The organism is Klebsiella sp. GB_Kp047, from assembly GCF_040065235.1.
Classification (GTDB): domain Bacteria; phylum Pseudomonadota; class Gammaproteobacteria; order Enterobacterales; family Enterobacteriaceae; genus Klebsiella; species Klebsiella quasipneumoniae.
In genome coordinates this window covers 1-20,801 of sequence record NZ_JBEAJG010000036.1, presented here as the reverse complement: position 1 = coordinate 20,801, position 20,801 = coordinate 1, and the positions used below count along the sequence as shown (strand labels likewise).

Below are 20,801 nucleotides of genomic sequence, written 5' to 3'. Positions count from 1 at the left end.
TCGACTGGCCGGGCAGAATGCCGCCCGGCGCCTGGGGCTACGAATATTTTTTGCTGCGTCGGGTCGGGGCGGCGTTGGCCGGATCGTCCGGCCAGACGTGTTTCGGATAGCGTCCCTTCATCTCTTTCTGTACCTCACGGTAGCTCCCCTGCCAGAAGGCGCTAAGATCGCGCGTGATCTGCAGCGGACGCTGAGCGGGCGACAGCAGCTCCAGCACCAGCGGCACTCGCCCCTCGGCGATAACCGGCGTCGTGGCCTCGCCGAACATCTCCTGCATACGCACCGCCAGCGCCGGCGGGTTCTCCGCATGGTAACGGATAGCCAGACGGCTGCCGGTCGGCACGGTATAGTGCGTCGGCAGCTCGCGATCCAGCTTCTGGCGCAGCGGCCACGGCAGCCAGTCCTGGAGCGCCTGCCGCAGATCCAGCGCCTTCAGCGCCCGCAGCGAGTGAACGCCGTTCATCTGCGGCAGCAGCCATGCCTCCAGCGAGGCCAGCAGCGAAGCGTCATCCACCGCGGGCCACGCCTCTTCCGGCAGCCACTGCGCCGCACACTGCAGCCGCAGCCGCAGCTGCTCGGCCTCTGGCGTCCAGTTGAGCACACCGAGGCCTTTCTCACGAATCCCGTTGAGCATCGCCTGATGCAGCTCCGCCTCAGAGGGCTTCGCCAGCGGCTGGGTCTTAATCACCAGCTGGCCCGTCACCGTCCGCCGCCAGGCTTTCAGCGTCCCCTGCGCTTCATCCCACTCCACCGTGTCGGAACGCTGCGCCAGCTCGGGACGGGCGGCGATCAGCTCGCCGATATCCACCGGCAGAGCCAGCAGCATGCGGGCATCCGGTGAGGCGCTGCCCTGCAGCAGCAGCGGAGCGATCAGCCACTCATGGCGGCCCAGCGCGTCGTCGGCGTCCAGCATCGCGCCCATACCGTTCGCCAGCTGATAGCGTCCCTCCTGACCGCGGCGGCGGGCGATGCGGTCGGCGAAGGCCGACGCCAGGAGCGCAGCCATTCGTCCCGCATCGGGCTGGCCGCTGCGGCAGGCCAGACGCTTCATCAGCTGCTGCGCGCGCTGCTGCCAGTTAGCCTGCTGACGGGAAAAGACGGCGCCCAAATCCACCAGCCCGCCGCGCGGCGGCTCCTCAAGGATCGCCGCCAGCCTGGCCGCCGTCGCCACTTCGTCATCGGTCTGCGCAGCGGCCAGCATCGCCGCCAGCCGGGGCTCGTTGCCGAGGGTGGCCATTTTGCGGCCAAACGCCGACAGCCGCTCGCCGTCCAGCGCCGAGAGCGCCTCCAGCAGGCGGCGCGCGGCAGCCAGGTTCACCGCCGGCGGCTGATCCAGCCAGGCCAGCGAGGCCGGATCGTGGCAACCCCACTGCAGCAGCTCCAGCAACAGCGCCGACAGATCGCTGTGCAGGATCTCCGGTTCGCTCTGCGCCGCCGCTCGTTCGGCCTGTTCTTTGCCGAGCAAATGCAGGCAGATCCCCGGGGAGAGACGACCGGCGCGTCCGGCGCGCTGGGTCATCGATGCCTGGCTGATGCGCTGCGTCACCAGCCGGGTCAGGCCGGTGCGCGGGTCAAAGCGGGCAACACGCTCCTGGGCGGTGTCGACCACCAGGCGGATGCCCTCGATGGTTAAACTGGTCTCAGCAATGTTGGTGGCCAGCACCACTTTGCGCTTCCCGGCCGGCGCCGGGAGGATCGCTTTGCGCTGCTCGCTTAGGGGCAAAGCGCCATACAGCGGGCAGAGGATGACATCCTCCGCCACGCGCTCCGTCAGCTGTTCCTGAACGCGCTGGATCTCGCCGACGCCGGGCAGAAACAGCAGCATCGATCCCTGTTCATGCCGCAGGAGCTCCGCCGCCGCTATCGCCACCGCCTCATCAAAACGCTGGTGCGCGGAGAGCGGGCTGAAGCGACGCTCCACCGGATAAGCGCGCCCCTCCGAGACCACCACCGGCGCCTCAGGCAGCAGACGCTGCAGGCGATCGTTATCAAGGGTCGCCGACATGATGAGCAGTTTGAGATCGTCACGTAACCCCTGCTGGACATCAAGCAGCAGGGCCAGCGCCAGATCCGCCTGCAGGCTGCGCTCGTGAAACTCATCGAGGATCACCAGCCCCACGCCCGTCAGCTCGGGATCGCGCTGGATCATGCGCGTCAGGATCCCCTCCGTGACCACCTCCAGGCGGGTCTGTGGCCCGACGCAGGTTTCGGCACGCATGCGGTAACCCACGGTCTCCCCTGGCTTTTCGCCGAGCAGTTCAGCCAGCCGCTGCGCGACATTGCGCGCCGCCAGACGCCTCGGCTCCAGCAGGATAATGCGTCCCGCGATGTTACCCTCAGCGAGGATCTGCAGCGGCAGCCAGGTCGACTTCCCGGCGCCGGTCGGCGCGTTGAGCAAAACCTGCGGCGCATGCTGCAGGGCGGATAGCAGTTCTGGGAGGACGGCGGCAACCGGCAATGAGGACACAAAAGGCTCCGGGGGTTAACATTCAGGGGCTCGCATTGTAGCATCCCCCTAATTCATTACCGAGTCTCTATCATGTCTGAGCCGAAAAGGCTGTTTTTTGCGATTGAACTGCCGCCTGCCGTCCGCAAACAGATTGTCCAGTGGCGGGCAACGCACTTCCCTGAGGATGCCGGCAGGCCCGTCGCGGCGGATAACCTTCATCTGACGCTGGCGTTTCTCGGCGAGGTGAGCGCGGAAAAACAGCGGGCGCTGTCTGCCCTCGCCGGCCGCCTCCAGCAGCCGGGCTTTACCCTGACGCTGGACGATGCCGGACAGTGGCTGCGTTCGCGGGTGGTCTGGCTCGGGACCCGTCAGCCACCGCGCGGCCTGCTGCAGCTTGCCAGTATGCTGCGCGCTCAGGCGGCGCGCAGCGGCTGCTATCAGAGTCCGCAGCCGTTTCATCCGCACATTACCCTGTGGCGCGATGCCCGTCAGGCGGTGCCGATCCCGCCGCCCGGCTTTCGCTGGACGTTTCCGGTGAACGAGTTCGTGCTCTATGAATCCAGCTTTAGCCGCGGGCGCACGCGCTACACGGCGCTGGAACATTATCCGTTTGATAAGGAAAATTGATGCAGTTTGATCCGCCGTTGCAACCCGCCATTTTGCTTAAACGTTACAAACGTTTTCTTGCCGACGTGGTGACCCCCGATGGCCGCGAATTGACGCTCCACTGCCCAAATACCGGTGCCATGACCGGCTGCGCCGTCCCGGGCGACACCGTCTGGTATTCCACTTCTGACAATGCGAAGCGCAAATATGCCCATACCTGGGAATTAACTGAAACGCAGCAGGGCGCCGTTATTTGCGTCAACACGCTGCGCGCGAATACGCTGGCGAAAGAAGCAATTTCCGCCGGAATAATCCCTGAACTTTCAGGCTATAACCAGCTGAAAAGCGAAGTGAAATATGGCGCTGAGAATAGCCGTATCGATATTATGTTACAGGCAGATGATCGCCAAAACTGCTATATTGAAGTGAAATCGGTTACGTTGGCGGAGAAAGAATACGGTTATTTTCCTGATGCGGTGACTATGCGCGGACAGAAGCACCTGCGGGAGCTGATGGCCGTCGCGGCAAATGGCGACCGCGCGGTGATTTTATTTGCCGTCCTGCATTCGGCAATTGACCGTTTCTCTCCCGCGCATCATATTGATGCCAGATACGCACAGCTGTTAACAGAAGCCCGCGACAAGGGGGTGGAAATTCTCGCCTGGAAAGCGGAACTTTCTACGACGAGGATGACTCTGAATAAGCCGATCGCCGTGGTGTTAAACCCCGGTAAATAAGTGGCTAAATAGTGTTCGGGTCGCAAGCGCGAATACGCTTTTCTTCACAGGGTTGTCAAGTGTAACGTTTAGATAATTGCTATCCGGAAAAGCATCTGCTATTTATAGCGGCCTGATTTTCCCCCACATGGGGATCGATAGTGCGTGTTAAGGAGAAGCAACATGCAAGAAGGGCAAAACCGTAAAACATCGTCCCTGAGTATTCTCGCCATCGCTGGGGTGGAGCCGTACCAAGAGAAACCGGGCGAAGAGTATATGAACGAAGCCCAGCTGGCGCACTTCAAGCGTATTCTTGAAGCATGGCGTAATCAACTCAGGGATGAAGTGGATCGCACCGTATCGCACATGCAGGATGAAGCTGCTAACTTCCCGGACCCGGTAGACCGTGCCGCCCAGGAAGAAGAGTTCAGCCTGGAGCTGCGTAACCGCGACCGCGAACGTAAACTGATCAAAAAGATCGAGAAAACGCTGAAAAAAGTTGAAGACGAAGACTTCGGCTACTGCGAATCCTGCGGCGTGGAGATCGGCATTCGCCGTCTGGAAGCGCGTCCGACAGCGGATCTGTGCATTGACTGCAAAACCCTGGCGGAAATTCGCGAAAAACAGATGGCGGGCTAATCCCCTGCTGCCTCACTCTCTGGCGGGAGTCTCTCCCGCCTGGTTCTGTTGTCCGTACCATGACTGACTCACGCTATATAGGGCGCTTTGCTCCCTCCCCCTCCGGCGAACTCCACTTCGGCTCTCTGATCGCCGCGCTCGGCAGCTACCTGCAGGCCCGCGCGAACCAGGGTATCTGGCGCGTTCGTATTGAAGATATCGACCCGCCGCGCGAAGTCCCCGGGGCCGCCGACACCATCCTGCGCCAGCTCGACCACTACGGTCTGCACTGGGACGGCGAGGTGCTCTGGCAGTCGCAACGGCACGAAGCCTACCGCGAGGCGCTGGCCTGGCTGAGCGAGCAAGGGCTGAGCTACTACTGCACCTGCACCCGCGCGCGGATCCACGCCGTAGGCGGGATCTATGATGGTCACTGCCGCGACCTTGGGCTGGGGGCGGAAAACGCCGCGCTGCGTCTGCGCCAGACCCGTCCGGTTCTGCAGTTCACCGACCGCCTGCGCGGCACGCTGGTCGCCAACGAGCCGCTGGCGCGAGAAGATTTTATTATCCACCGTCGCGACGGACTGTTTGCCTACAACCTGGCGGTGGTGGTCGATGACCACTTTCAGGGGATCACCGAGATCGTCCGCGGCGCCGATCTGATTGAGCCGACGGTGCGGCAGATTTCGCTGTATCAGCATTTTGGCTGGCAGGCACCGGACTACCTCCATCTGCCGCTGGCCCTCAATGCCGACGGCAATAAGCTCTCTAAACAAAACCACGCGCCGGCGCTGCCGGAAGGCGATCCGCGCCCCGAAATCGTCCGGGCGCTCCGCTTTCTGAATCAGGAGATCGCCGGGGAGTGGCAGGCCCTGAGCATCGATGATTTACTCGCCCAGGCCGTCGCCAACTGGCAGCCGGCGAAAATCGAGCATTCTCAAATGGCTCCCGCTGAGCTATGATTAGCCGCTATTTTTACACTGTACAGTTGATCTGAAGTCCGTCTGACACTACGAGGTGCACCATTTTTACCCGAGTCGCTAATTTTTGCCGTAAGGTGCTAAGCCGTGAGGAGCGCGAGGCAGAAGCCGCCGTCGAACCAACGCCTATGACGGTGATCCCGCGTGAGCAGCATGCTATTTCCCGCAAAGATATCAGTGAAAACGCCCTCAAGGTCATGTACCGCCTCAACAAGGCGGGCTACGAGTCCTGGCTGGTCGGCGGCGGCGTCCGCGACCTGCTGCTTGGCAAAAAGCCAAAAGATTTTGACGTCACGACCAACGCCACGCCGGATCAGGTACGCAAGCTGTTCCGCAACTGCCGTCTGGTCGGGCGCCGTTTCCGCCTCGCGCACGTCATGTTCGGGCCGGAAATTATTGAGGTCGCTACCTTCCGTGGCCATCACGAAGGACACACTACCGATCGCGTCACCTCCCAGCGGGGCCAGAACGGCATGCTGCTGCGTGATAATATCTTCGGCTCGATCGAAGAGGACGCCCAGCGTCGCGACTTCACCATCAACAGCCTCTATTACAGCGTGGCGGACTTTACCGTTCGCGACTACGTCGGCGGCATGAAGGATCTGCAGGACGGCGTGATCCGCCTGATCGGCAATCCGGAAACCCGCTATCGCGAGGATCCGGTACGCATGCTGCGCGCGGTGCGCTTCGCCGCCAAGCTGGATATGACCATCAGTCCGGAAACGGCCGAACCGCTGCCACGGCTGGCCGCCCTGCTCCACGACGTGCCGCCGGCGCGCCTGTTCGAAGAAGTGCTCAAGCTGCTGCAGGCCGGGCATGGCTATCAGACCTACCTGCTGCTGCGGGAATACAACCTGTTCCAGCCGCTGTTCCCGACCATCACCCGCTACTTTACCGAGCGCGGCGATAGCCCGATGGAGCGGATCATCAACCAGGTGCTGAAGAACACCGATACCCGCATTCGTAACGACATGCGCGTCAATCCGGCCTTCCTGTTCGCAGTGATGTTCTGGTATCCGCTGCTGGAGACGGCGCAGAAAATCGCCCAGGAGAGCGGTCTGGCATACTATGACGCCTTCGCCCTGGCGATGAACGACGTACTGGACGAAGCCTGCCGTACGCTGGCGATCCCTAAGCGCATCACCACCCTGATCCGCGATATCTGGCAGCTGCAGCTGCGCATGTCCCGTCGCCAGGGCAAACGCGCCTGGAAGCTGATGGAGCATCCGAAATTCCGCGCCGCCTACGATCTGCTGGAGCTACGCGCTGGCGCTGAAAACAACGGCGAACTGCAGCGTCTGACCAAATGGTGGGGCGAATTTCAGGTCGCCGCGCCGCCGGCGCAAAAAGATATGCTCAACGACCTCGGGGACGATCCGGCGCCGCGCCGTCGCCACCGCCGTCCGCGCAAGCGCGCGCCACGCCAGGGTAACGCATGACCCTGGCCTATATCGCCCTCGGCAGTAACCTCGCTTCGCCACTGGCGCAGGTGCAGGCGGCTATCCACGCCCTGGGCGAAATTCCGCACAGCCGCGTGGTGAACGTCTCTTCGTTCTACCGCACGCCGCCGCTGGGCCCGCAGGATCAGCCAGACTATCTCAACGCCGCCGTCGCGCTGGAAACCACGCTGTCCCCTGAGGCGCTGCTCGATCACACCCAGCGCATTGAGCTGCAGCAGGGTCGGGTGCGCAAAGCCGAACGCTGGGGGCCGCGCACCCTCGATCTCGACATTATGCTGTTTGGCGATGCGGTCATTAACAGCGAGCGCCTGACCGTTCCGCACTACGATATGAGAAACCGCGGCTTTATGCTCTGGCCGCTGTTCGAGATCGCCCCGGACCTCCACTTTCCTGACGGCATGGCGCTGCGCGCCGTGCTGGATGATCTCGGCGCGGCAAAGCCCGCTATCTGGTAATTCCCTCTCCTTTTTTAGCATTTGCGGCGATCGTCGTAATCGGTTGCCCAAAATCATTGCCCCTCTGAATGCTGCTGTTAGAATGCCGGTTAATATGACTTTCATCATCAGGAAATGTTATGAAACCGACCACCATTGCCCTGCTGCAGAAATGCAAACAGGAAAAGAAGCGCTTTGCCACCATTACCGCCTACGACCATAGCTTCGCGAAGCTGTTCGCCGATGAAGGCATTAATGTGCTGCTGGTGGGCGACTCGCTGGGAATGACGGTGCAGGGTCACGACTCCACCCTGCCGGTCACCGTAGAAGATATCGCCTATCACACCCGCGCCGTCCGCCGCGGCGCGCCGAACAGCCTGCTGCTCGCCGATCTGCCGTTTATGGCCTACGCCACGCCGGAGCAGGCCTTCGAAAATGCCGCCGTCGTGATGCGCGCTGGCGCCAATATGGTCAAACTCGAAGGCGGCGCCTGGCTGGCCGAGACCGTGAAGATGCTGGCGGAACGCGCGGTGCCGGTTTGCGGCCATCTCGGCCTGACGCCGCAGTCGGTGAACGTCTTCGGTGGCTATAAAGTGCAGGGACGCGGCGATGCGGCGCAGACCCTGTTTGAAGACGCGTTAGCGCTGGAAGCGGCAGGCGCGCAACTGCTGGTGCTGGAGTGCGTCCCGGTCGCCCTGGCGAAACGCATCACCGAAGCCCTGACCATTCCGGTGATCGGTATCGGCGCGGGCAACGTCACCGATGGGCAGATCCTGGTGATGCATGACGCTTTCGGCATTACCGGCGGCCACATTCCGAAATTTGCCAAGAATTTCCTTGCCGAGGCGGGCGACATCCGCGCCGCGGTGCGGCAGTATATTGCCGAAGTCGAATCCGGGGTCTATCCGGGCGAAGAACACAGTTTCCATTAAGGAGTCTTGTTGTGCTGATTATAGAATCCGTGCTGCTGCTGCGTCAGCATATCCGCCGTCTGCGTCAGGAAGGCAAGCGTATCGCGCTGGTCCCGACGATGGGCAACCTGCATGATGGTCATATGAAGCTGGTTGATGAAGCCAAAGCCAGCGCGGACGTGGTGGTGGTCAGTATTTTCGTCAATCCGATGCAGTTTGACCGCGCCGATGACCTGGCGCGCTACCCGCGCACCCTACAGGATGATTGTGAAAAGCTGAACAAGCGTCATGTCGATTTTGTCTTCGCGCCGACGCCGGCGGAAGTCTACCCGCAGGGCACCGAAGGCCAGACCTACGTCGACGTCCCCGGCCTGTCCACCATGCTGGAAGGCGCCAGCCGCCCGGGCCATTTCCGCGGCGTATCGACCATCGTCAGTAAGCTGTTTAACCTGGTTCAGCCTGACGTCGCTTGCTTTGGCGAGAAAGACTTCCAGCAGCTGGCGCTGATCCGCAAGATGGTTGCCGACATGGGCTACGATATCGATATTATCGGCGTGCCGATCGTCCGCGCGAAGGATGGCCTGGCGCTAAGCTCGCGTAACGGCTACCTGACCGCCGACCAGCGCAAAATCGCTCCCGGCCTGTATAAAGTGCTGAGCGCGGTGGCGGAAAAACTGGCCGCCGGCGACCGTCAGCTCGACGAGATCATCGCTATCGCCGAACAGGAGCTGAACGAGAAAGGTTTCCGCGCCGACGACATTCAGATCCGCGATGCCGACACCCTGCTTGAACTGACCGACGCCAGCCAGCGCGCGGTCATCCTGATGGCCGCCTGGCTCGGTCAGGCCCGCCTGATCGACAACCAGATCGTCACGCTCGGTCAGTAGACAGCGGGTAAAAATCGGGCAATACTTGCCCGGGCTTTTCTCAGGGCGGACGTCGTGTCCGCTCTGCTACATTAAGGTTGAAGGGTAGAAGTTATGATGCGTAATATGCTGCAGGGCAAGCTCCACCGCGTAAAAGTGACGCAGGCTGACCTGCACTATGAAGGTTCCTGCGCCATTGACCAGGACTTCCTGGATGCGGCCGGTATTCTGGAGAATGAAACCATTCACCTCTGGAACGTCACCAACGGCAACCGTTTCTCCACCTACGCCATTGCCGCCGAGCGAGGCTCCAGAATCATCTCCGTTAACGGCGCCGCCGCGCACTGCGCCAGCGTCGGCGATATCCTGATCATCGCCAGCTTCGTCACCATGTCTGACGAAGAGGCGCGCCGCTGGCAGCCCAACATCGCCTACTTCGAAGGCGACAACGAAATGAAGCGCCAGGCAAAAGCGATTCCGGTGCAGGTCGCCTGATGACCACGGCGCCGCACTCAGGCGCAGCGCCGAAGTTTACCCCTGCGGCTGGTTACTGATCAGCCGCGACATCGTCTCCAGCGAATCCGTGCGTAAGATATATAACCGCTTTAGCAGAAACGGATTGTCCCCCGGCTTCACCTTCCCACGCACCGTCGTCACCGCCATATGAAACCCGGCGTCATTCGCCGCCTGCACCGCCGTGGCGTTATAGCCGCCGAAGGGATAGGAAAGGTAGAGCACATGTGGATTAAACTGGCTCAGCGCCCGACGCGAGCGGGCAAAATCAAACAGAATATTATGGTAGTTGCGGCTGAATAAGATCGGCCGCCGGCTGGCGTCCACCCGGTGGAGAAAGTGGGTATGCGACTGAATGTCAAAGACGTCCTGGATCTGCCGGAGCTCAGAAATGCTCATGAACTGCAGCGATTTCGGATCCCATTGCTGCGGATGACGCTTAATACGCGATGAAATAATAAAGGCGGTGGCGTGGAAGCCATACTGTTTCAGCACCGGATAGGCGTAGCGATTTACCGATTTCAAGCCGTCATCGAAGGTGATGGCGACTGCCCGCGCCGGAAGGTTGATTTTATTGCGCACGTAGCCTTCCAGCTGATAGAGGGTCAGCGTGGTATAACCCTGATCCCGCAGCCAGGTCATCTGGTTATTAAAGGCGCGTACCGAGGTGGTGGTCGAGGTATGGCGGAAACGGGTGTTCTCTTCGTCACGCAGAATATGGTGATAGGTCAGCACGGGGATCCCGTTATCCTCCTGCGCATCCAGACTGCTGACCCACGCCAGCCGGTCGCCAATGCGGATCTGAAACCAGGTCTGATTGAGCCGGTCCTTCAGCTTGCTGAGGATCGGATAGCGCAGATTATTGGCCAGCGTGCCGAACGGCGCGCTGCTCACTGAGGGAGCGTCATAGAGCGGCGTATCTTTCCAGGTGAGTAAATTCTGATTACTCAGCGGCTTATTGAGATCCCCAAGACGGTCCTCCACCCGCTGCTTACCCTGCACTGGCTCCAGATGGCCCTTGTCAATAAACCCGGTGCCGAAGCCGAAGCGAAACTCATAGTAATCAGCCGCCGTCGGGACAACCGCGAGGATTTGCCCGGCACGCACATTGCCGACGCTGACCACATGGTTCCCCACCTGCGCCCAGATAACCGCGTCTTCGGTGGTTTGCATATAGCGCACAGGCTTGCCCTGCTGGCTAAGCAGACTGGCGGAGGCGCTGAGTGAGGTCAGTAAAAGAAGCAGAGTAAAAAATCGGGCAAGCATGCGCATCGAACCGGTAAACCATCAACGGCGGTTATTGTAACAAAAGCGGCATCTGTCCCGCTGCTTAATTTCCAAAGGTATCATGACGCAACCGGAACGGGGGGTTCTTCTGCTGCTGATGCCACAGGCTGCTCACCATCGGACCGCCCGCGCTGACGATAGCCTGGCGAAACGCCTCGCTGCTTAACGTATTCCGCAGCAGATACATTCGCTCAAGTAATGAATAGCTGACGCCGGAGATCACTTCGCAGTGGGTATGTTTGTGGCTCATCAGCGCCGCGGCCCGATAAGGCGCCGCGCCGGTTCTGTCGGTAAGGAAAATGACCCCGTCCCCGGAGTCGGTGGCATGCAGCGCATCGCACATCATCCGGCTCAACATATTGCTGCTGAGATTGCGCCAGTAATTGACCGCCCGGCACTGGGCCAGTGGACCAAATTTTTGTTCAAGACGATCCAGCATCTCCTGCGCCAGCTCATCGTGGCAGGTAATGACCCAACCAAGCATGCTTCCCTCCTTAGCCAGCCAACAATGTAGCAAGGGGAAGATGGCGTATCGGTGATGGCGGTCAAAGATAAGCGGTTAGCGCTTCGCGTATTGGCGTCCGGAAGCGCTAACCGTGATGAGTATCAGCTACGCAGGCCGCGGCCGCGCTGGATTAACGACCAGCAGAGGAGATAGAAGGCGACGATGAAGACCACCAGCACCGCAAAGGTGGTCACCAGCGGCACATCGTTGATACCGAGGAAGCCGAAGCGGAAACCGCTGATCATGTAGACGATGGGGTTCAGATGCGACAGCCCCTGCCAGAACGGCGGCAGCAGGGTCAGCGAGTAGAACACCCCGCCGAGATAGGTCAGCGGCGTCAGCACAAAGGTCGGGATCAGGCTGATGTCATCGAAGGTCTTGGCAAACACCGCGTTCAGCAGCCCGGCCAGCGAGAACAGCACCGCGGTAAGGAGCAGCGTCAGGGCGACAAACAGCCAGGAGTGAACCTGGAACGGCACAAAGAACAGCGACACCGCGGTCACCAGGATGCCCACGCACAGCCCGCGCGCCACCCCGCCGCCCACATAGCCGGCGATAATCACGTGCGTCGGCACCGGCGCCACCAGCAGCTCCTCAATGTTGCGCTGAAACTTGGCGCTGAAGAACGACGAGGCGACGTTGGCGTAAGCGTTGGTGATCACCGCCATCATGATCAGGCCCGGCACGATAAACTGCATATAGGTAAAGCCATGCATCTCGCCGATGCGCGAGCCGATCAGGTTGCCGAAAATCACGAAGTACAGGGTCATGGTAATCACCGGCGGCACCAGCGTCTGCACCCAGATGCGCATAAAACGGTGGATCTCTTTGGTCCAGATGCTTTTCAGCGCGACCCAATAAAGCTGCATCATGCTGACTCTCCTTTTCGCTCATGCACCAGGGTGACAAACAGCTCTTCCAGACGGTTGGCTTTGTTACGCATACTCAGTACCTGCACCCCCTGGGCGCTCAGCTGCGCGAAGACGCTGTTAATCCCCTGCTCGCGCAGGACCTCCACTTCCAGCGTCGAGGTATCGACCAGCTGATACTGGTAGCCCTCGAGCTTCGGCACCGGGCTTTTTGGCGCGAGGTCGAGAATAAAGGTCTCTGACTTCAGCTTCGACAGCAGCGCTTTCATCGAGGTGTTTTCCACCAGGGTACCGTGCTGGATGATGCCGATGTTGCGGCACAACATTTCGGCCTCTTCGAGATAGTGGGTGGTCAGAATAATGGTGGTTCCGCGATCGTTGAGATCCTTGAGGAAGCCCCACATCGAGCGGCGGAGTTCGATATCGACGCCGGCGGTCGGCTCGTCGAGGATCAGCAGCTTCGGCTCATGCATCAACGCGCGAGCGATCATCAGGCGGCGCTTCATCCCGCCGGAGAGCATCCGCGCGCGTTCACTGCGTTTTTCCCACAGATCGAGCTGTTTTAAGTACTTTTCGCTGCGGGCGATGGCTTCTTTACGCTCAACGCCGTAGTAGCCCGCCTGGTTAACGACGATCTGCTGCACGGTCTCGAACGGGTTAAAGTTAAACTCCTGCGGCACCAGGCCAAGCTGGCGCTTGGCGTTGACGACATCTTTCTCCAGATCGTAGCCAAAGACATTGACCTGACCGGAGGTTTTGTTCACCAGCGAGCTGATGATGCCGATCGTCGTGGATTTTCCCGCCCCGTTCGGGCCCAGCAGGGCATAGAAATCCCCCGCTTCAACCTGCAGGTCGATTCCCCGCAGTGCCTGAACCCCGCCGGGGTAGGTTTTTTTGAGCTGTTTTAATTCCAGAGCAATGGTCATTAAATATCTCTTCTCGTGTCATGACACGTCATTAACCCGCCTGACTGACGTTTGCGCTGTACTCGCGCGGCCAGCGCATCTGCAGCCTGAAGTATCACGGGTTAAGATGGTTTTAAAAAAGGTGAGCTTACCCTATATTAGCGCAACGCACTTACTTGGTTACAGGCCGATAACGTCCATGAATGATATAGATACACTCATCAGCAACAATGCACTATGGTCAAAAATGCTGGTGGAAGAGGACCCCGGCTTTTTTGAGAAACTGTCGCAAACGCAGAAACCGCGCTTCCTGTGGATTGGCTGTTCTGACAGCCGCGTTCCCGCTGAGCGACTCACCGGCCTGGAGCCAGGCGAACTGTTTGTGCATCGTAACGTGGCGAATCTGGTGATCCACACCGACCTCAACTGCCTGTCGGTGGTACAGTATGCCGTCGATGTCCTTGAAGTTGAGCACATCATTATCTGCGGCCACTACGGCTGCGGCGGCGTGCAGGCGGCGGTGGAGAACCCGGAGCTGGGGCTCATCGACAACTGGCTGCTGCATATCCGCGATATCTGGTTTAAACACAGCTCGCTGCTGGGGGAAATGCCGGAGGAGCGCCGTCTGGATACCCTTTGTGAACTGAACGTGATGGAGCAGGTATACAACCTGGGACATTCGACGATTATGCAATCGGCGTGGAAGCGCGGACAGAAAGTCACCATCCACGGCTGGGCATACGGTATTCACGACGGACTGCTGCGCGATCTGGATGTGACCGCCGTGAGCAGGGAAACCCTCGAACAGCGCTATCGCCACGGGATCTCCAACCTCAAGATCAAGCACATCAACCACAAATAGCCTTCAGACTTAGCCGCTCAGGCGCGAGCGGCGCGCGCCTGAGTGGAATATTCCCTTACTCGTCCAGCAGGGTGACTTTGCCGATATACGGCAGATGGCGGTAGCGCTGAGCGTAGTCGATACCGTAGCCCACCACGAACTCGTCCGGAATGGCGAAACCGACGAACTCAACCGGGACATTCACTTCACGGCGGCTTGGTTTATCCAGCAGCGTACAAATGGCCAGCGACTTCGGCTCGCGCAGACTGAGGATCTCACGCACTTTAGACAGGGTATTGCCGGAGTCGATGATGTCTTCCACGATCAGTACGTCTTTACCACGGATGTCTTCGTCCAGATCTTTGAGGATTTTCACATCACGGGTGGTGGACATGCCGCTGCCGTAGCTCGAGGCGGTCATAAAATCGACTTCATGCGGCACCTGCACTTCACGGCACAGGTCGGCCATGAACATAAACGAGCCGCGCAGCAGCCCCACCAGCACCATTTCGCTGCCGCTGTCCTGATAATGTTCGTTGATTTGACGACCCAGTTCCGCGATGCGCGCTTTGATCTCGGATTCCGGGATCATCACTTCTACAGTATGTTTCATAAGACTAACCATTTGATTCTAAATATAAATCATCAAAGCCGCTGCTTTCGCCCCGACGATGACCGGCAAGCCATCCAGTATACCAGCAAAAAGAAATCTGCGGTGCAGGGATTAATAAAGCCATATTTGTGATTCCGATCACACTTGTTAAATCCTATAATTAATTGCAGTTAAAAAATTAACAAACACATGAGTAACTTTCTATGGCTGAAACAAAGTCTCAACAATCAAGGCTCCTGGTGACGCTGACTGCGCTATTTGCAGCGTTCTGCGGCCTCTATCTTTTAATCGGCGGAGCATGGCTGGTCGTGCTTGGCGGCTCCTGGTACTACCCCATCGCCGGTCTGGTGATGCTGGGCGTGACCGTGATGCTGCTGCGCGGCAAGCGCGCTGCGCTGTGGCTGTACGCCGCGCTGCTGCTGGCGACCATGATCTGGGGCGTCTGGGAAGTCGGCTTCGACTTCTGGGCGCTGACGCCGCGTAGCGACATCCTCGTCTTCTTTGGTATCTGGCTGATCCTGCCTTTTGTCTGGCGTCGTCTGCCGGTGCCTTCCGCTGGCGCCGTAGGCGCGCTGGTCGTCGCCCTGCTGATCAGCGGCGGCATGCTGACCTGGGCTGGTTTTAACGACCCGCAGGAGATCAACGGCACCCTGAGCGCCGACGCCACCCCGGCCGCGCCGATCTCCACCGTTGCCGACGGCGACTGGCCGGCCTATGGCCGCAACCAGGAAGGTCAGCGCTTCTCCCCGCTGAAGCAGATTAACGCCGACAACGTGAAGAACCTGAAGGAAGCCTGGGTGTTCCGCACCGGCGACCTGAAACAGCCGAACGATCCGGGTGAAATCACTAACGAAGTGACACCGATTAAAGTCGGCGACACGCTCTTCCTGTGTACCGCCCATCAGCGCCTGTTCGCGCTTGACGCCGCCACCGGTAAAGAGAAATGGCATTTTGACCCGCAGCTGAACGCCGACCCGTCATTCCAGCACGTCACCTGCCGCGGTGTCTCGTATCACGAAGCGAAAGCGGATAACGCCCCTGCTGACGTCGTGGCCGACTGTCCGCGCCGCATTATCCTGCCGGTGAACGATGGTCGCCTGTTCGCAGTAAACGCCGACAACGGTAAGCTGTGCGAAACTTTTGCCAACAAAGGTATTCTCAACCTGCAGACCAACATGCCAGTGACCACGCCGGGCATGTATGAACCCACTTCCCCGCCGATTATCACCGATAAGACCATCGTAATTGCCGGCGCAGTCACCGATAACTTCTCTACCCGTGAGCCGTCAGGCGTGATCCGCGGTTTTGATGTGAATACCGGGAAACTGCTGTGGGCCTTCGATCCAGGCGCGAAAGATCCGAACGCCATCCCAAGCGATGAGCATCACTTCACGCTCAACTCACCGAACTCCTGGGCGCCTGCCGCCTACGACGCCAAACTGGATCTTGTCTATCTGCCGATGGGCGTGACCACTCCGGATATCTGGGGCGGCAACCGCACGCCGGAGCAAGAGCGCTATGCCAGCTCGATTGTCGCGCTGAACGCCACCACCGGTAAACTGGCCTGGAGCTACCAGACCGTCCACCACGACCTGTGGGATATGGACATGCCTTCTCAGCCGACGCTGGCTGACATTGAAGTCAATGGCAAAACCGTGCCGGTCATCTATGCTCCGGCGAAAACCGGCAACATCTTCGTGCTGGATCGTCGTAACGGCGAGCTGGTGGTCCCGGCCCCGGAAAAACCGGTCCCGCAGGGCGCCGCCAAAGGCGATTATGTGGCCAAAACCCAGCCCTTCTCCGATCTGAGCTTCCGTCCGAAGAAAGATCTGACCGGCGCGGACATGTGGGGCGCCACCATGTTCGACCAGCTGGTGTGCCGCGTGATTTTCCACCAGATGCGCTATGAAGGTATCTTTACCCCGCCGTCTGAGCAGGGCACCCTCGTCTTCCCGGGTAACCTGGGGATGTTTGAATGGGGCGGTATCTCCGTCGATCCGAACCGTCAGGTGGCTATCGCCAACCCAATGGCGCTGCCGTTCGTCTCTAAACTGATCCCACGCGGCCCGGGCAACCCAATGGAACCGCCGAAAGATGCGAAAGGCTCAGGCACCGAGTCCGGCGTGCAGCCGCAGTACGGTGTCCCTTACGGCGTCACCCTGAACCCGTTCCTGTCGCCGTTCGGCCTGCCGTGCAAACAGCCGGCATGGGGCTATATCTCCGCGCTGGATCTAAAAACCAACGAAGTGGTATGGAAAAAACGTATCGGTACTCCGCAGGATAGCCTGCCGTTCCCGATGCCGGTTAAACTGCCGTTCACCATGGGTATGCCGATGCTGGGTGGGCCGATCTCCACGGCGGGTAACGTCCTGTTCATCGGCGCGACCGCGGATAACTACCTGCGCGCGTACAATATGAGCAATGGTGAGAAACTGTGGGAAGCCCGTCTGCCAGCCGGCGGCCAGGCGACTCCGATGACTTACGAAGTGAATGGCAAACAGTATGTTGTCATCTCTGCCGGCGGTCACGGCTCGTTCGGTACCAAAATGGGCGATTATATTGTCGCCTATGCGCTCCCGGATGAGGCGAAATAAAACGCAAAACGGCAACGAAAGTTGCCGTTTTTTTTGTCTTTATCCCCTATTTCCACGCGCCAGGGCTATACCGCCCTAAACCGTGAATCCCAACATCATCCCGGTGTCTTCATGTTCCAGCAGGTGGCAGTGGGCCATATAGGCAAACTCCTTCGGCGCCGGATGATCAAACTTCACTAATACTTCACTCACGCCCCCTTCCACACGAACGGTGTCTTTCCAGCCGCTACGATGCGCCGCTGGCGGTTTGCCGTTTTCGCTAAGGATGCGGAACTGGGTGCCGTGAATGTGGAACGGATGCAGCATCATGTCGCCCTTGCCGGAGATGACCCAGCGTTCATACTCTCCTCTGGCGGCGGCAAACATCGGCACATTCATGTCGAAGGCTTTGCCGTTGATGCGGTTGGCGTTATGGAAATCAAACCCCTTACCCGACGACATACCATGATTCATGCCGGACCCGTGGTTCATGTTGCTCATGTCGCCGTGGTGCATACTCCCCGTGTCGCCCATCTCGCCCATCCCGCCGTGCCCCATCATGCCGTGATCCATTCCGGCCATCGCCTGATCGCCATATTTCTCCATCAGCGCCTGCATGCCCATCCTGTCAAGCATCGGATCCATCGACAGCTGGAGCTGACGCTGCGTCAGCCCCGTCAGGGACGGTAGCGCCGGCAGAGCGGCCAGGGTATCCAGCAGCTTACCGGAGGCAGGAATAACCAGCGGCTGGACGCGCAGTACCGGCTGTGGTTTATCGAAAGGCGCAATGGCCATGCCCATCTGGCTCACCGGCAGGGTCACCAGATCAAAAGGTTTACCGTCGCTGGTGTCCACCAACACCTCAAAACGCTCCCCCATCAAGACCGGCAGTTCATTGACCTTCACCGGCTCCGCCAGCAGACCGCCGTCGCTGGCAACCACGTACAGCGGGCGCTTATCGCTGGTCGCAAAATTGAGGGAACGGGCATTACAGCCGTTCAGCAAGCGCAGACGTAGCCAGCCGCGCGGGGCGGCATGTTCAGGATAGAGAGTGCCATTGGTCAGCAGCGTATCGCCAAACCAGCCGACGGCGGCGCTCATGACATCCAGCTGATAATCAATTTCGCCAGCGGCGGTAAACTTCTTGTCCTGTACGATCACCGGTACATCATCGATTCCCCACTGCTTCGGCAACAGCAGGCGTCCGCTCTCTTCATCCTCGATCAGCACCAGCCCCGCCAGCCCCATCGCCACCTGCCGACCGGTGGTCCCGTGCTGATGGGGGTGAAACCAGCAGGTGGCCGCCCGTTGCGTTGGCGTGAAGCTCACCGTCCGAGTGGCGCCCGGGACGATAACCCCCTGCGGTCCCCCGTCGACCTCGCCCGGGACCTCCAGACCATGCCAGTGCAGAGTGGTCTCTTCTGCCAGCTGGTTAGTAATGTCCACCGTGATGGTCTTCCCCTGCGTCAGCTGTAGCGCGGGCCCCAGCAGCGAGCCGTTATACCCCCATGTGGTGGCGTTCATCCCGCCAAATTGCGTTTTGCCCGCCTGGATGGTCAGCGCGATACGGTTGCGCGCATCGGCCGTCAACAGCGACGGTACCGGCAGGGCCGGGCGACTGGCTGCAAAGACCGCACGGCTCCAAAGCGGTAACGCGCTGGCCATGCTGACCGCGGCGGTCAGTTTGAGGAAGTCTCGACGTTGCATATTCACATCCTTTTATTCTGCGGGCGAATATTTGAGCTTAAACCCTACCGTAACGGGAAGGTCAAGCAGAAGAGTGAGAATAAAGATCGGCGCTGTGTAAAGAAGTATGCTAATTTGAAGCGTCGGTGATCTAACGGTAGAAAAAATGAAGACGCTTTTCAGAACAATGGTACTCGGCAGCCTGCTTACTCTCTCCGCCAACAGCTACGCGCTCAGCGAATCCGAAGCGGAAGACATGGCTGATTTAACCGCGGTTTTTGTGTTTCTGAAAAATGACTGTGGCTACCAGAACCTGCCCAACACACAGATCCGGCGCGCTCTGGTGTTCTTTGCCCAACAGAACCAGTGGGACCTGAGCAACTACGACAGCTACAACATGAAAGCGCTTGGCGAAGACAGCTATCGCGATCTCAGCGGCATTAACCTTCCGACGGCGAAAAAATGTAAAGCGCTGGCCCGCGATTCACTTAGCCTGCTGGCTTACGTCAAATAATTTCCCGCGCGGGCGGCAACGCGCCGCGCTTTTCCCCTCCTCACCCGCCTCTAATATTTACCATTATTATTTTATATAAAATAAACCTTATATATATCGCAATACATCAATCCAATAAATAAATTAAACCCGTACTAACAGCCTTTCCAGAAAAAAAACAATAAAATATCCCTAGTGATATATTGAAAAATAAAAATCAGCCTTTTAGAATCCGTTGAAAATATATCTACTTCATGGACTGAAATTGTGAATATCTCGCTGACTCTTCGTATTATTCCACTCGCCGCTATGTTATTAGCCGGCTGTAGCAATACCGCCTCTCGCCAGCAGGTAAAACCGCTCACCACTCCGCTAACGTCACAGCAGCAGGCAGAGCAGGAGCGCGCGGCTAGCGAACAAGCGCGCATTGAATCCTGCCGACAGGCGCTGGACTCGCTAAAAGAGGTTAACCCACAGCAGGCAACCAAACTCAGCAATGACTTCAATGCCTTAGTGCGTGCGGCATCACAATACAACAGCGTGCGCGAGAAAGTGGCGGATCCCACCCGGCTTGGCATTGACTCCATGTATCAGTTTAAATCCATCAAACTATGCGCCGATATCCAGAAAACGCTGATCGATAGCCTGGTACAGCGGGGTGAAAGCAAACAGCCATGAACAGAGCCGCCACGCTGACCCTCAACGCGCCCCTGCTGATGCTCGTCGCGGCGCTGGCGCTTTCAACACCGTTCTTCGCCGGCGCCGCGCCGGCGTTTCTTGACTACGCCCAGCAGCAAACCCAGGCGCATGAAAAAAGCGATGCTGCAACCGCAAAGCAAACGTCAGGCGATCGTCAAAATGCGGATAATAAAAAAAAGACGCCTAATACCGCGCAAATGCAAAAAAGAATCGCCAGCCAGCAGGCGACCATTGAACAAAAAGATAAAACTATTCAGCAATTAAAAAAACAGCTTGCTAACACTCCGGCCACCGAAACCTCCATCGCGAATGAGCAAGCAGCATTAAATAACAAAATAAAAGAATTACAGGTCGCCTTAACCGCCGCCACCGCGAAAAATGAGGCGTTAATTAAAAAAGAAAGTACAGCCCAGAATACTATTCTGCAGCAAAATCAGGCCGCCGCGCTGCAGCAGATCCAACAATTAACGTCACAGCTTCAGCAAGCCGAAGCTGAAAATAAACGGCTCAGCGCCAGCCTCACCGCTCTGAATACAGATAAGCAGACGCTGGCTAACCGGCTCGCCGCGGCAGAGAAGGCGCAGCAGACCACCCTCGACCAGGTCAAAACCCTTAACGCCGACAAACAGCCGCTGGTCAACCGGCTGGCGGCGACGGAAAAAGAGAAGCAGACCGCCCTCGACCAGGTCAAAACCCTTAACGCCGATAAGCAGTCGCTGGCTAACCGGCTGGCGGCGGCGGAAAAAGAGAAGCAGACCGCCCTCGACCAGATCAAAG

Annotated in this window: 21 protein-coding genes and 1 pseudogene; 14 read left to right on the top strand and 8 right to left on the bottom strand. The window is 59.0% G+C overall.

Annotated features, from left to right (window positions below):
- Nucleotides 1-37: 37 nt before the first annotated feature.
- Nucleotides 38-2,467, bottom strand: a complete 2,430-nt coding sequence (gene hrpB / locus ABLV76_RS16175; protein ID WP_032455567.1) for an ATP-dependent helicase HrpB — start codon at nt 2,465-2,467, stop codon at nt 38-40.
- 72 nt (nt 2,468-2,539) lie between these two features.
- Here hrpB and thpR point away from each other — a divergent pair, with 72 nt between their 5' ends.
- The 9 genes from thpR to panD all read left to right on the top strand — a co-directional run bounded on the left by thpR (nt 2,540) and on the right by panD (nt 9,535).
- Complete coding sequence (gene thpR / locus ABLV76_RS16170; RefSeq protein ID WP_004204405.1) at nt 2,540-3,076, top strand: RNA 2',3'-cyclic phosphodiesterase; 537 nt, start codon at nt 2,540-2,542, stop codon at nt 3,074-3,076.
- Nucleotides 3,076-3,792: a DNA/RNA nuclease SfsA gene (gene sfsA, locus ABLV76_RS16165; protein ID WP_004204404.1), complete on the top strand. Its 717-nt coding sequence runs from the start codon at nt 3,076-3,078 to the stop codon at nt 3,790-3,792. Before thpR ends, sfsA begins: the two co-directional genes overlap by 1 nt.
- Nucleotides 3,793-3,954: 162 nt before the next feature.
- Nucleotides 3,955-4,410, top strand: a complete 456-nt coding sequence (dksA, locus tag ABLV76_RS16160) for an RNA polymerase-binding protein DksA (protein ID WP_002888845.1) — start codon at nt 3,955-3,957, stop codon at nt 4,408-4,410.
- A gap of 59 nt (nt 4,411-4,469) precedes the next feature.
- Nucleotides 4,470-5,351, top strand: coding sequence for a tRNA glutamyl-Q(34) synthetase GluQRS (gluQRS, locus tag ABLV76_RS16155; protein ID WP_004204403.1), 882 nt, complete (start codon nt 4,470-4,472; stop codon nt 5,349-5,351).
- A 62-nt stretch (nt 5,352-5,413) separates the two neighbouring features.
- Nucleotides 5,414-6,808: a polynucleotide adenylyltransferase PcnB gene (gene pcnB, locus ABLV76_RS16150; RefSeq protein WP_071592560.1), complete on the top strand. Its 1,395-nt coding sequence runs from the start codon at nt 5,414-5,416 to the stop codon at nt 6,806-6,808.
- Entirely contained in the window at nt 6,805-7,284 is a 480-nt protein-coding gene (folK, locus tag ABLV76_RS16145) for a 2-amino-4-hydroxy-6-hydroxymethyldihydropteridine diphosphokinase (RefSeq protein WP_023319748.1), read from the top strand. Before pcnB ends, folK begins: the two co-directional genes overlap by 4 nt.
- A gap of 119 nt (nt 7,285-7,403) precedes the next feature.
- A complete protein-coding gene (gene panB / locus ABLV76_RS16140) occupies nt 7,404-8,195 on the top strand; it encodes a 3-methyl-2-oxobutanoate hydroxymethyltransferase (RefSeq protein WP_004204400.1) in 792 nt (263 codons plus the stop codon).
- Between the two features lie 11 nt (nt 8,196-8,206).
- The gene (gene panC, locus ABLV76_RS16135) at nt 8,207-9,061 is read left to right on the top strand and encodes a pantoate--beta-alanine ligase (RefSeq protein WP_004204399.1); all 855 of its coding nucleotides are present in this window, start codon (nt 8,207-8,209) and stop codon (nt 9,059-9,061) included.
- Between the two features lie 93 nt (nt 9,062-9,154).
- Nucleotides 9,155-9,535 (top strand): aspartate 1-decarboxylase, encoded by a 381-nt coding sequence (gene panD / locus ABLV76_RS16130; RefSeq protein WP_004204397.1) that lies wholly within the window; start codon nt 9,155-9,157, stop codon nt 9,533-9,535.
- A gap of 36 nt (nt 9,536-9,571) precedes the next feature.
- Here the strand turns inward: panD and ABLV76_RS16125 are convergent, their stop codons facing one another.
- The 4 genes from ABLV76_RS16125 to ABLV76_RS16110 all read right to left on the bottom strand — a co-directional run bounded on the left by ABLV76_RS16125 (nt 9,572) and on the right by ABLV76_RS16110 (nt 13,140).
- Nucleotides 9,572-10,825, bottom strand: a complete 1,254-nt coding sequence (locus tag ABLV76_RS16125; protein WP_017901163.1) for a polysaccharide deacetylase family protein — start codon at nt 10,823-10,825, stop codon at nt 9,572-9,574.
- A gap of 58 nt (nt 10,826-10,883) precedes the next feature.
- On the bottom strand, nt 10,884-11,324 hold the full coding sequence (locus ABLV76_RS16120; protein WP_004204391.1) for a PTS sugar transporter subunit IIA: 441 nt from the start codon (nt 11,322-11,324) through the stop codon (nt 10,884-10,886).
- Nucleotides 11,325-11,446: 122 nt separating this feature from the next.
- Entirely contained in the window at nt 11,447-12,217 is a 771-nt protein-coding gene (locus ABLV76_RS16115) for an ABC transporter permease (RefSeq protein ID WP_004204389.1), read from the bottom strand.
- A complete protein-coding gene (locus ABLV76_RS16110; RefSeq protein ID WP_004204387.1) occupies nt 12,214-13,140 on the bottom strand; it encodes an ABC transporter ATP-binding protein in 927 nt (308 codons plus the stop codon). Before ABLV76_RS16110 ends, ABLV76_RS16115 begins: the two co-directional genes overlap by 4 nt.
- A 178-nt stretch (nt 13,141-13,318) precedes the next feature.
- Between ABLV76_RS16110 and can the strand changes: the two genes are divergently transcribed.
- The gene (can, locus tag ABLV76_RS16105; RefSeq protein WP_004204385.1) at nt 13,319-13,981 is read left to right on the top strand and encodes a carbonate dehydratase; all 663 of its coding nucleotides are present in this window, start codon (nt 13,319-13,321) and stop codon (nt 13,979-13,981) included.
- Nucleotides 13,982-14,036: 55 nt separating this feature from the next.
- Here can and hpt read toward each other — a convergent pair whose 3' ends face one another.
- Nucleotides 14,037-14,573 (bottom strand): hypoxanthine phosphoribosyltransferase, encoded by a 537-nt coding sequence (gene hpt / locus ABLV76_RS16100; RefSeq protein WP_004204384.1) that lies wholly within the window; start codon nt 14,571-14,573, stop codon nt 14,037-14,039.
- Between the two features lie 4 nt (nt 14,574-14,577).
- Nucleotides 14,578-14,697: a hypothetical protein gene (locus ABLV76_RS16095; RefSeq protein ID WP_032426021.1), complete on the bottom strand. Its 120-nt coding sequence runs from the start codon at nt 14,695-14,697 to the stop codon at nt 14,578-14,580.
- A 79-nt stretch (nt 14,698-14,776) separates the two neighbouring features.
- On the opposite strand from ABLV76_RS16095, the gene ABLV76_RS16090 reads away from it, so the two are divergent.
- On the top strand, nt 14,777-17,167 hold the full coding sequence (locus ABLV76_RS16090) for a glucose/quinate/shikimate family membrane-bound PQQ-dependent dehydrogenase (protein ID WP_004204383.1): 2,391 nt from the start codon (nt 14,777-14,779) through the stop codon (nt 17,165-17,167).
- A 75-nt stretch (nt 17,168-17,242) separates the two neighbouring features.
- Here the strand turns inward: ABLV76_RS16090 and cueO are convergent, their stop codons facing one another.
- Nucleotides 17,243-18,853 (bottom strand): multicopper oxidase CueO, encoded by a 1,611-nt coding sequence (cueO, locus tag ABLV76_RS16085; protein WP_348878383.1) that lies wholly within the window; start codon nt 18,851-18,853, stop codon nt 17,243-17,245.
- Between the two features lie 145 nt (nt 18,854-18,998).
- On the opposite strand from cueO, the gene ABLV76_RS16080 reads away from it, so the two are divergent.
- The 3 genes and pseudogenes from ABLV76_RS16080 to ABLV76_RS16070 form a co-directional block, all read left to right on the top strand.
- Nucleotides 18,999-19,346 carry a YacC family pilotin-like protein gene (locus tag ABLV76_RS16080; protein ID WP_004204381.1) on the top strand — a complete coding sequence of 116 codons (348 nt, stop codon included), beginning with the start codon at nt 18,999-19,001 and terminating at the stop codon, nt 19,344-19,346.
- A gap of 246 nt (nt 19,347-19,592) precedes the next feature.
- The gene (locus ABLV76_RS16075) at nt 19,593-20,003 is read left to right on the top strand and encodes a hypothetical protein (protein WP_004204380.1); all 411 of its coding nucleotides are present in this window, start codon (nt 19,593-19,595) and stop codon (nt 20,001-20,003) included.
- Nucleotides 20,000-20,801: pseudogene (locus ABLV76_RS16070) on the top strand (peptidylprolyl isomerase); the annotation flags it as partial. The gene ABLV76_RS16075 and the pseudogene ABLV76_RS16070, both read left to right, overlap by 4 nt.

Bases quoted from the DNA above. Each gene is read 5' to 3' on its own strand.
- ABLV76_RS16115 (WP_004204389.1), bottom strand. From the start codon at position 12,217: ATGATGCAGCTTTATTGGGTCGCGCTGAAAAGCATCTGGACCAAAGAG.
- ABLV76_RS16125 (WP_017901163.1), bottom strand. From the start codon at position 10,825: ATGCGCATGCTTGCCCGATTTTTTACTCTGCTTCTTTTACTGACCTCA.
- panD (WP_004204397.1), top strand. From the start codon at position 9,155: ATGATGCGTAATATGCTGCAGGGCAAGCTCCACCGCGTAAAAGTGACG.
- sfsA (WP_004204404.1), top strand. From the start codon at position 3,076: ATGCAGTTTGATCCGCCGTTGCAACCCGCCATTTTGCTTAAACGTTAC.
- can (WP_004204385.1), top strand. From the start codon at position 13,319: ATGAATGATATAGATACACTCATCAGCAACAATGCACTATGGTCAAAA.
- panB (WP_004204400.1), top strand. From the start codon at position 7,404: ATGAAACCGACCACCATTGCCCTGCTGCAGAAATGCAAACAGGAAAAG.
- hpt (WP_004204384.1), bottom strand. From the start codon at position 14,573: ATGAAACATACTGTAGAAGTGATGATCCCGGAATCCGAGATCAAAGCG.
- ABLV76_RS16120 (WP_004204391.1), bottom strand. From the start codon at position 11,324: ATGCTTGGTTGGGTCATTACCTGCCACGATGAGCTGGCGCAGGAGATG.
- ABLV76_RS16090 (WP_004204383.1), top strand. From the start codon at position 14,777: ATGGCTGAAACAAAGTCTCAACAATCAAGGCTCCTGGTGACGCTGACT.
- ABLV76_RS16095 (WP_032426021.1), bottom strand. From the start codon at position 14,697: ATGGCTTTATTAATCCCTGCACCGCAGATTTCTTTTTGCTGGTATACT.
- cueO (WP_348878383.1), bottom strand. From the start codon at position 18,853: ATGCAACGTCGAGACTTCCTCAAACTGACCGCCGCGGTCAGCATGGCC.
- dksA (WP_002888845.1), top strand. From the start codon at position 3,955: ATGCAAGAAGGGCAAAACCGTAAAACATCGTCCCTGAGTATTCTCGCC.
- folK (WP_023319748.1), top strand. From the start codon at position 6,805: ATGACCCTGGCCTATATCGCCCTCGGCAGTAACCTCGCTTCGCCACTG.
- gluQRS (WP_004204403.1), top strand. From the start codon at position 4,470: ATGACTGACTCACGCTATATAGGGCGCTTTGCTCCCTCCCCCTCCGGC.
- ABLV76_RS16080 (WP_004204381.1), top strand. From the start codon at position 18,999: ATGAAGACGCTTTTCAGAACAATGGTACTCGGCAGCCTGCTTACTCTC.
- ABLV76_RS16110 (WP_004204387.1), bottom strand. From the start codon at position 13,140: ATGACCATTGCTCTGGAATTAAAACAGCTCAAAAAAACCTACCCCGGC.
- thpR (WP_004204405.1), top strand. From the start codon at position 2,540: ATGTCTGAGCCGAAAAGGCTGTTTTTTGCGATTGAACTGCCGCCTGCC.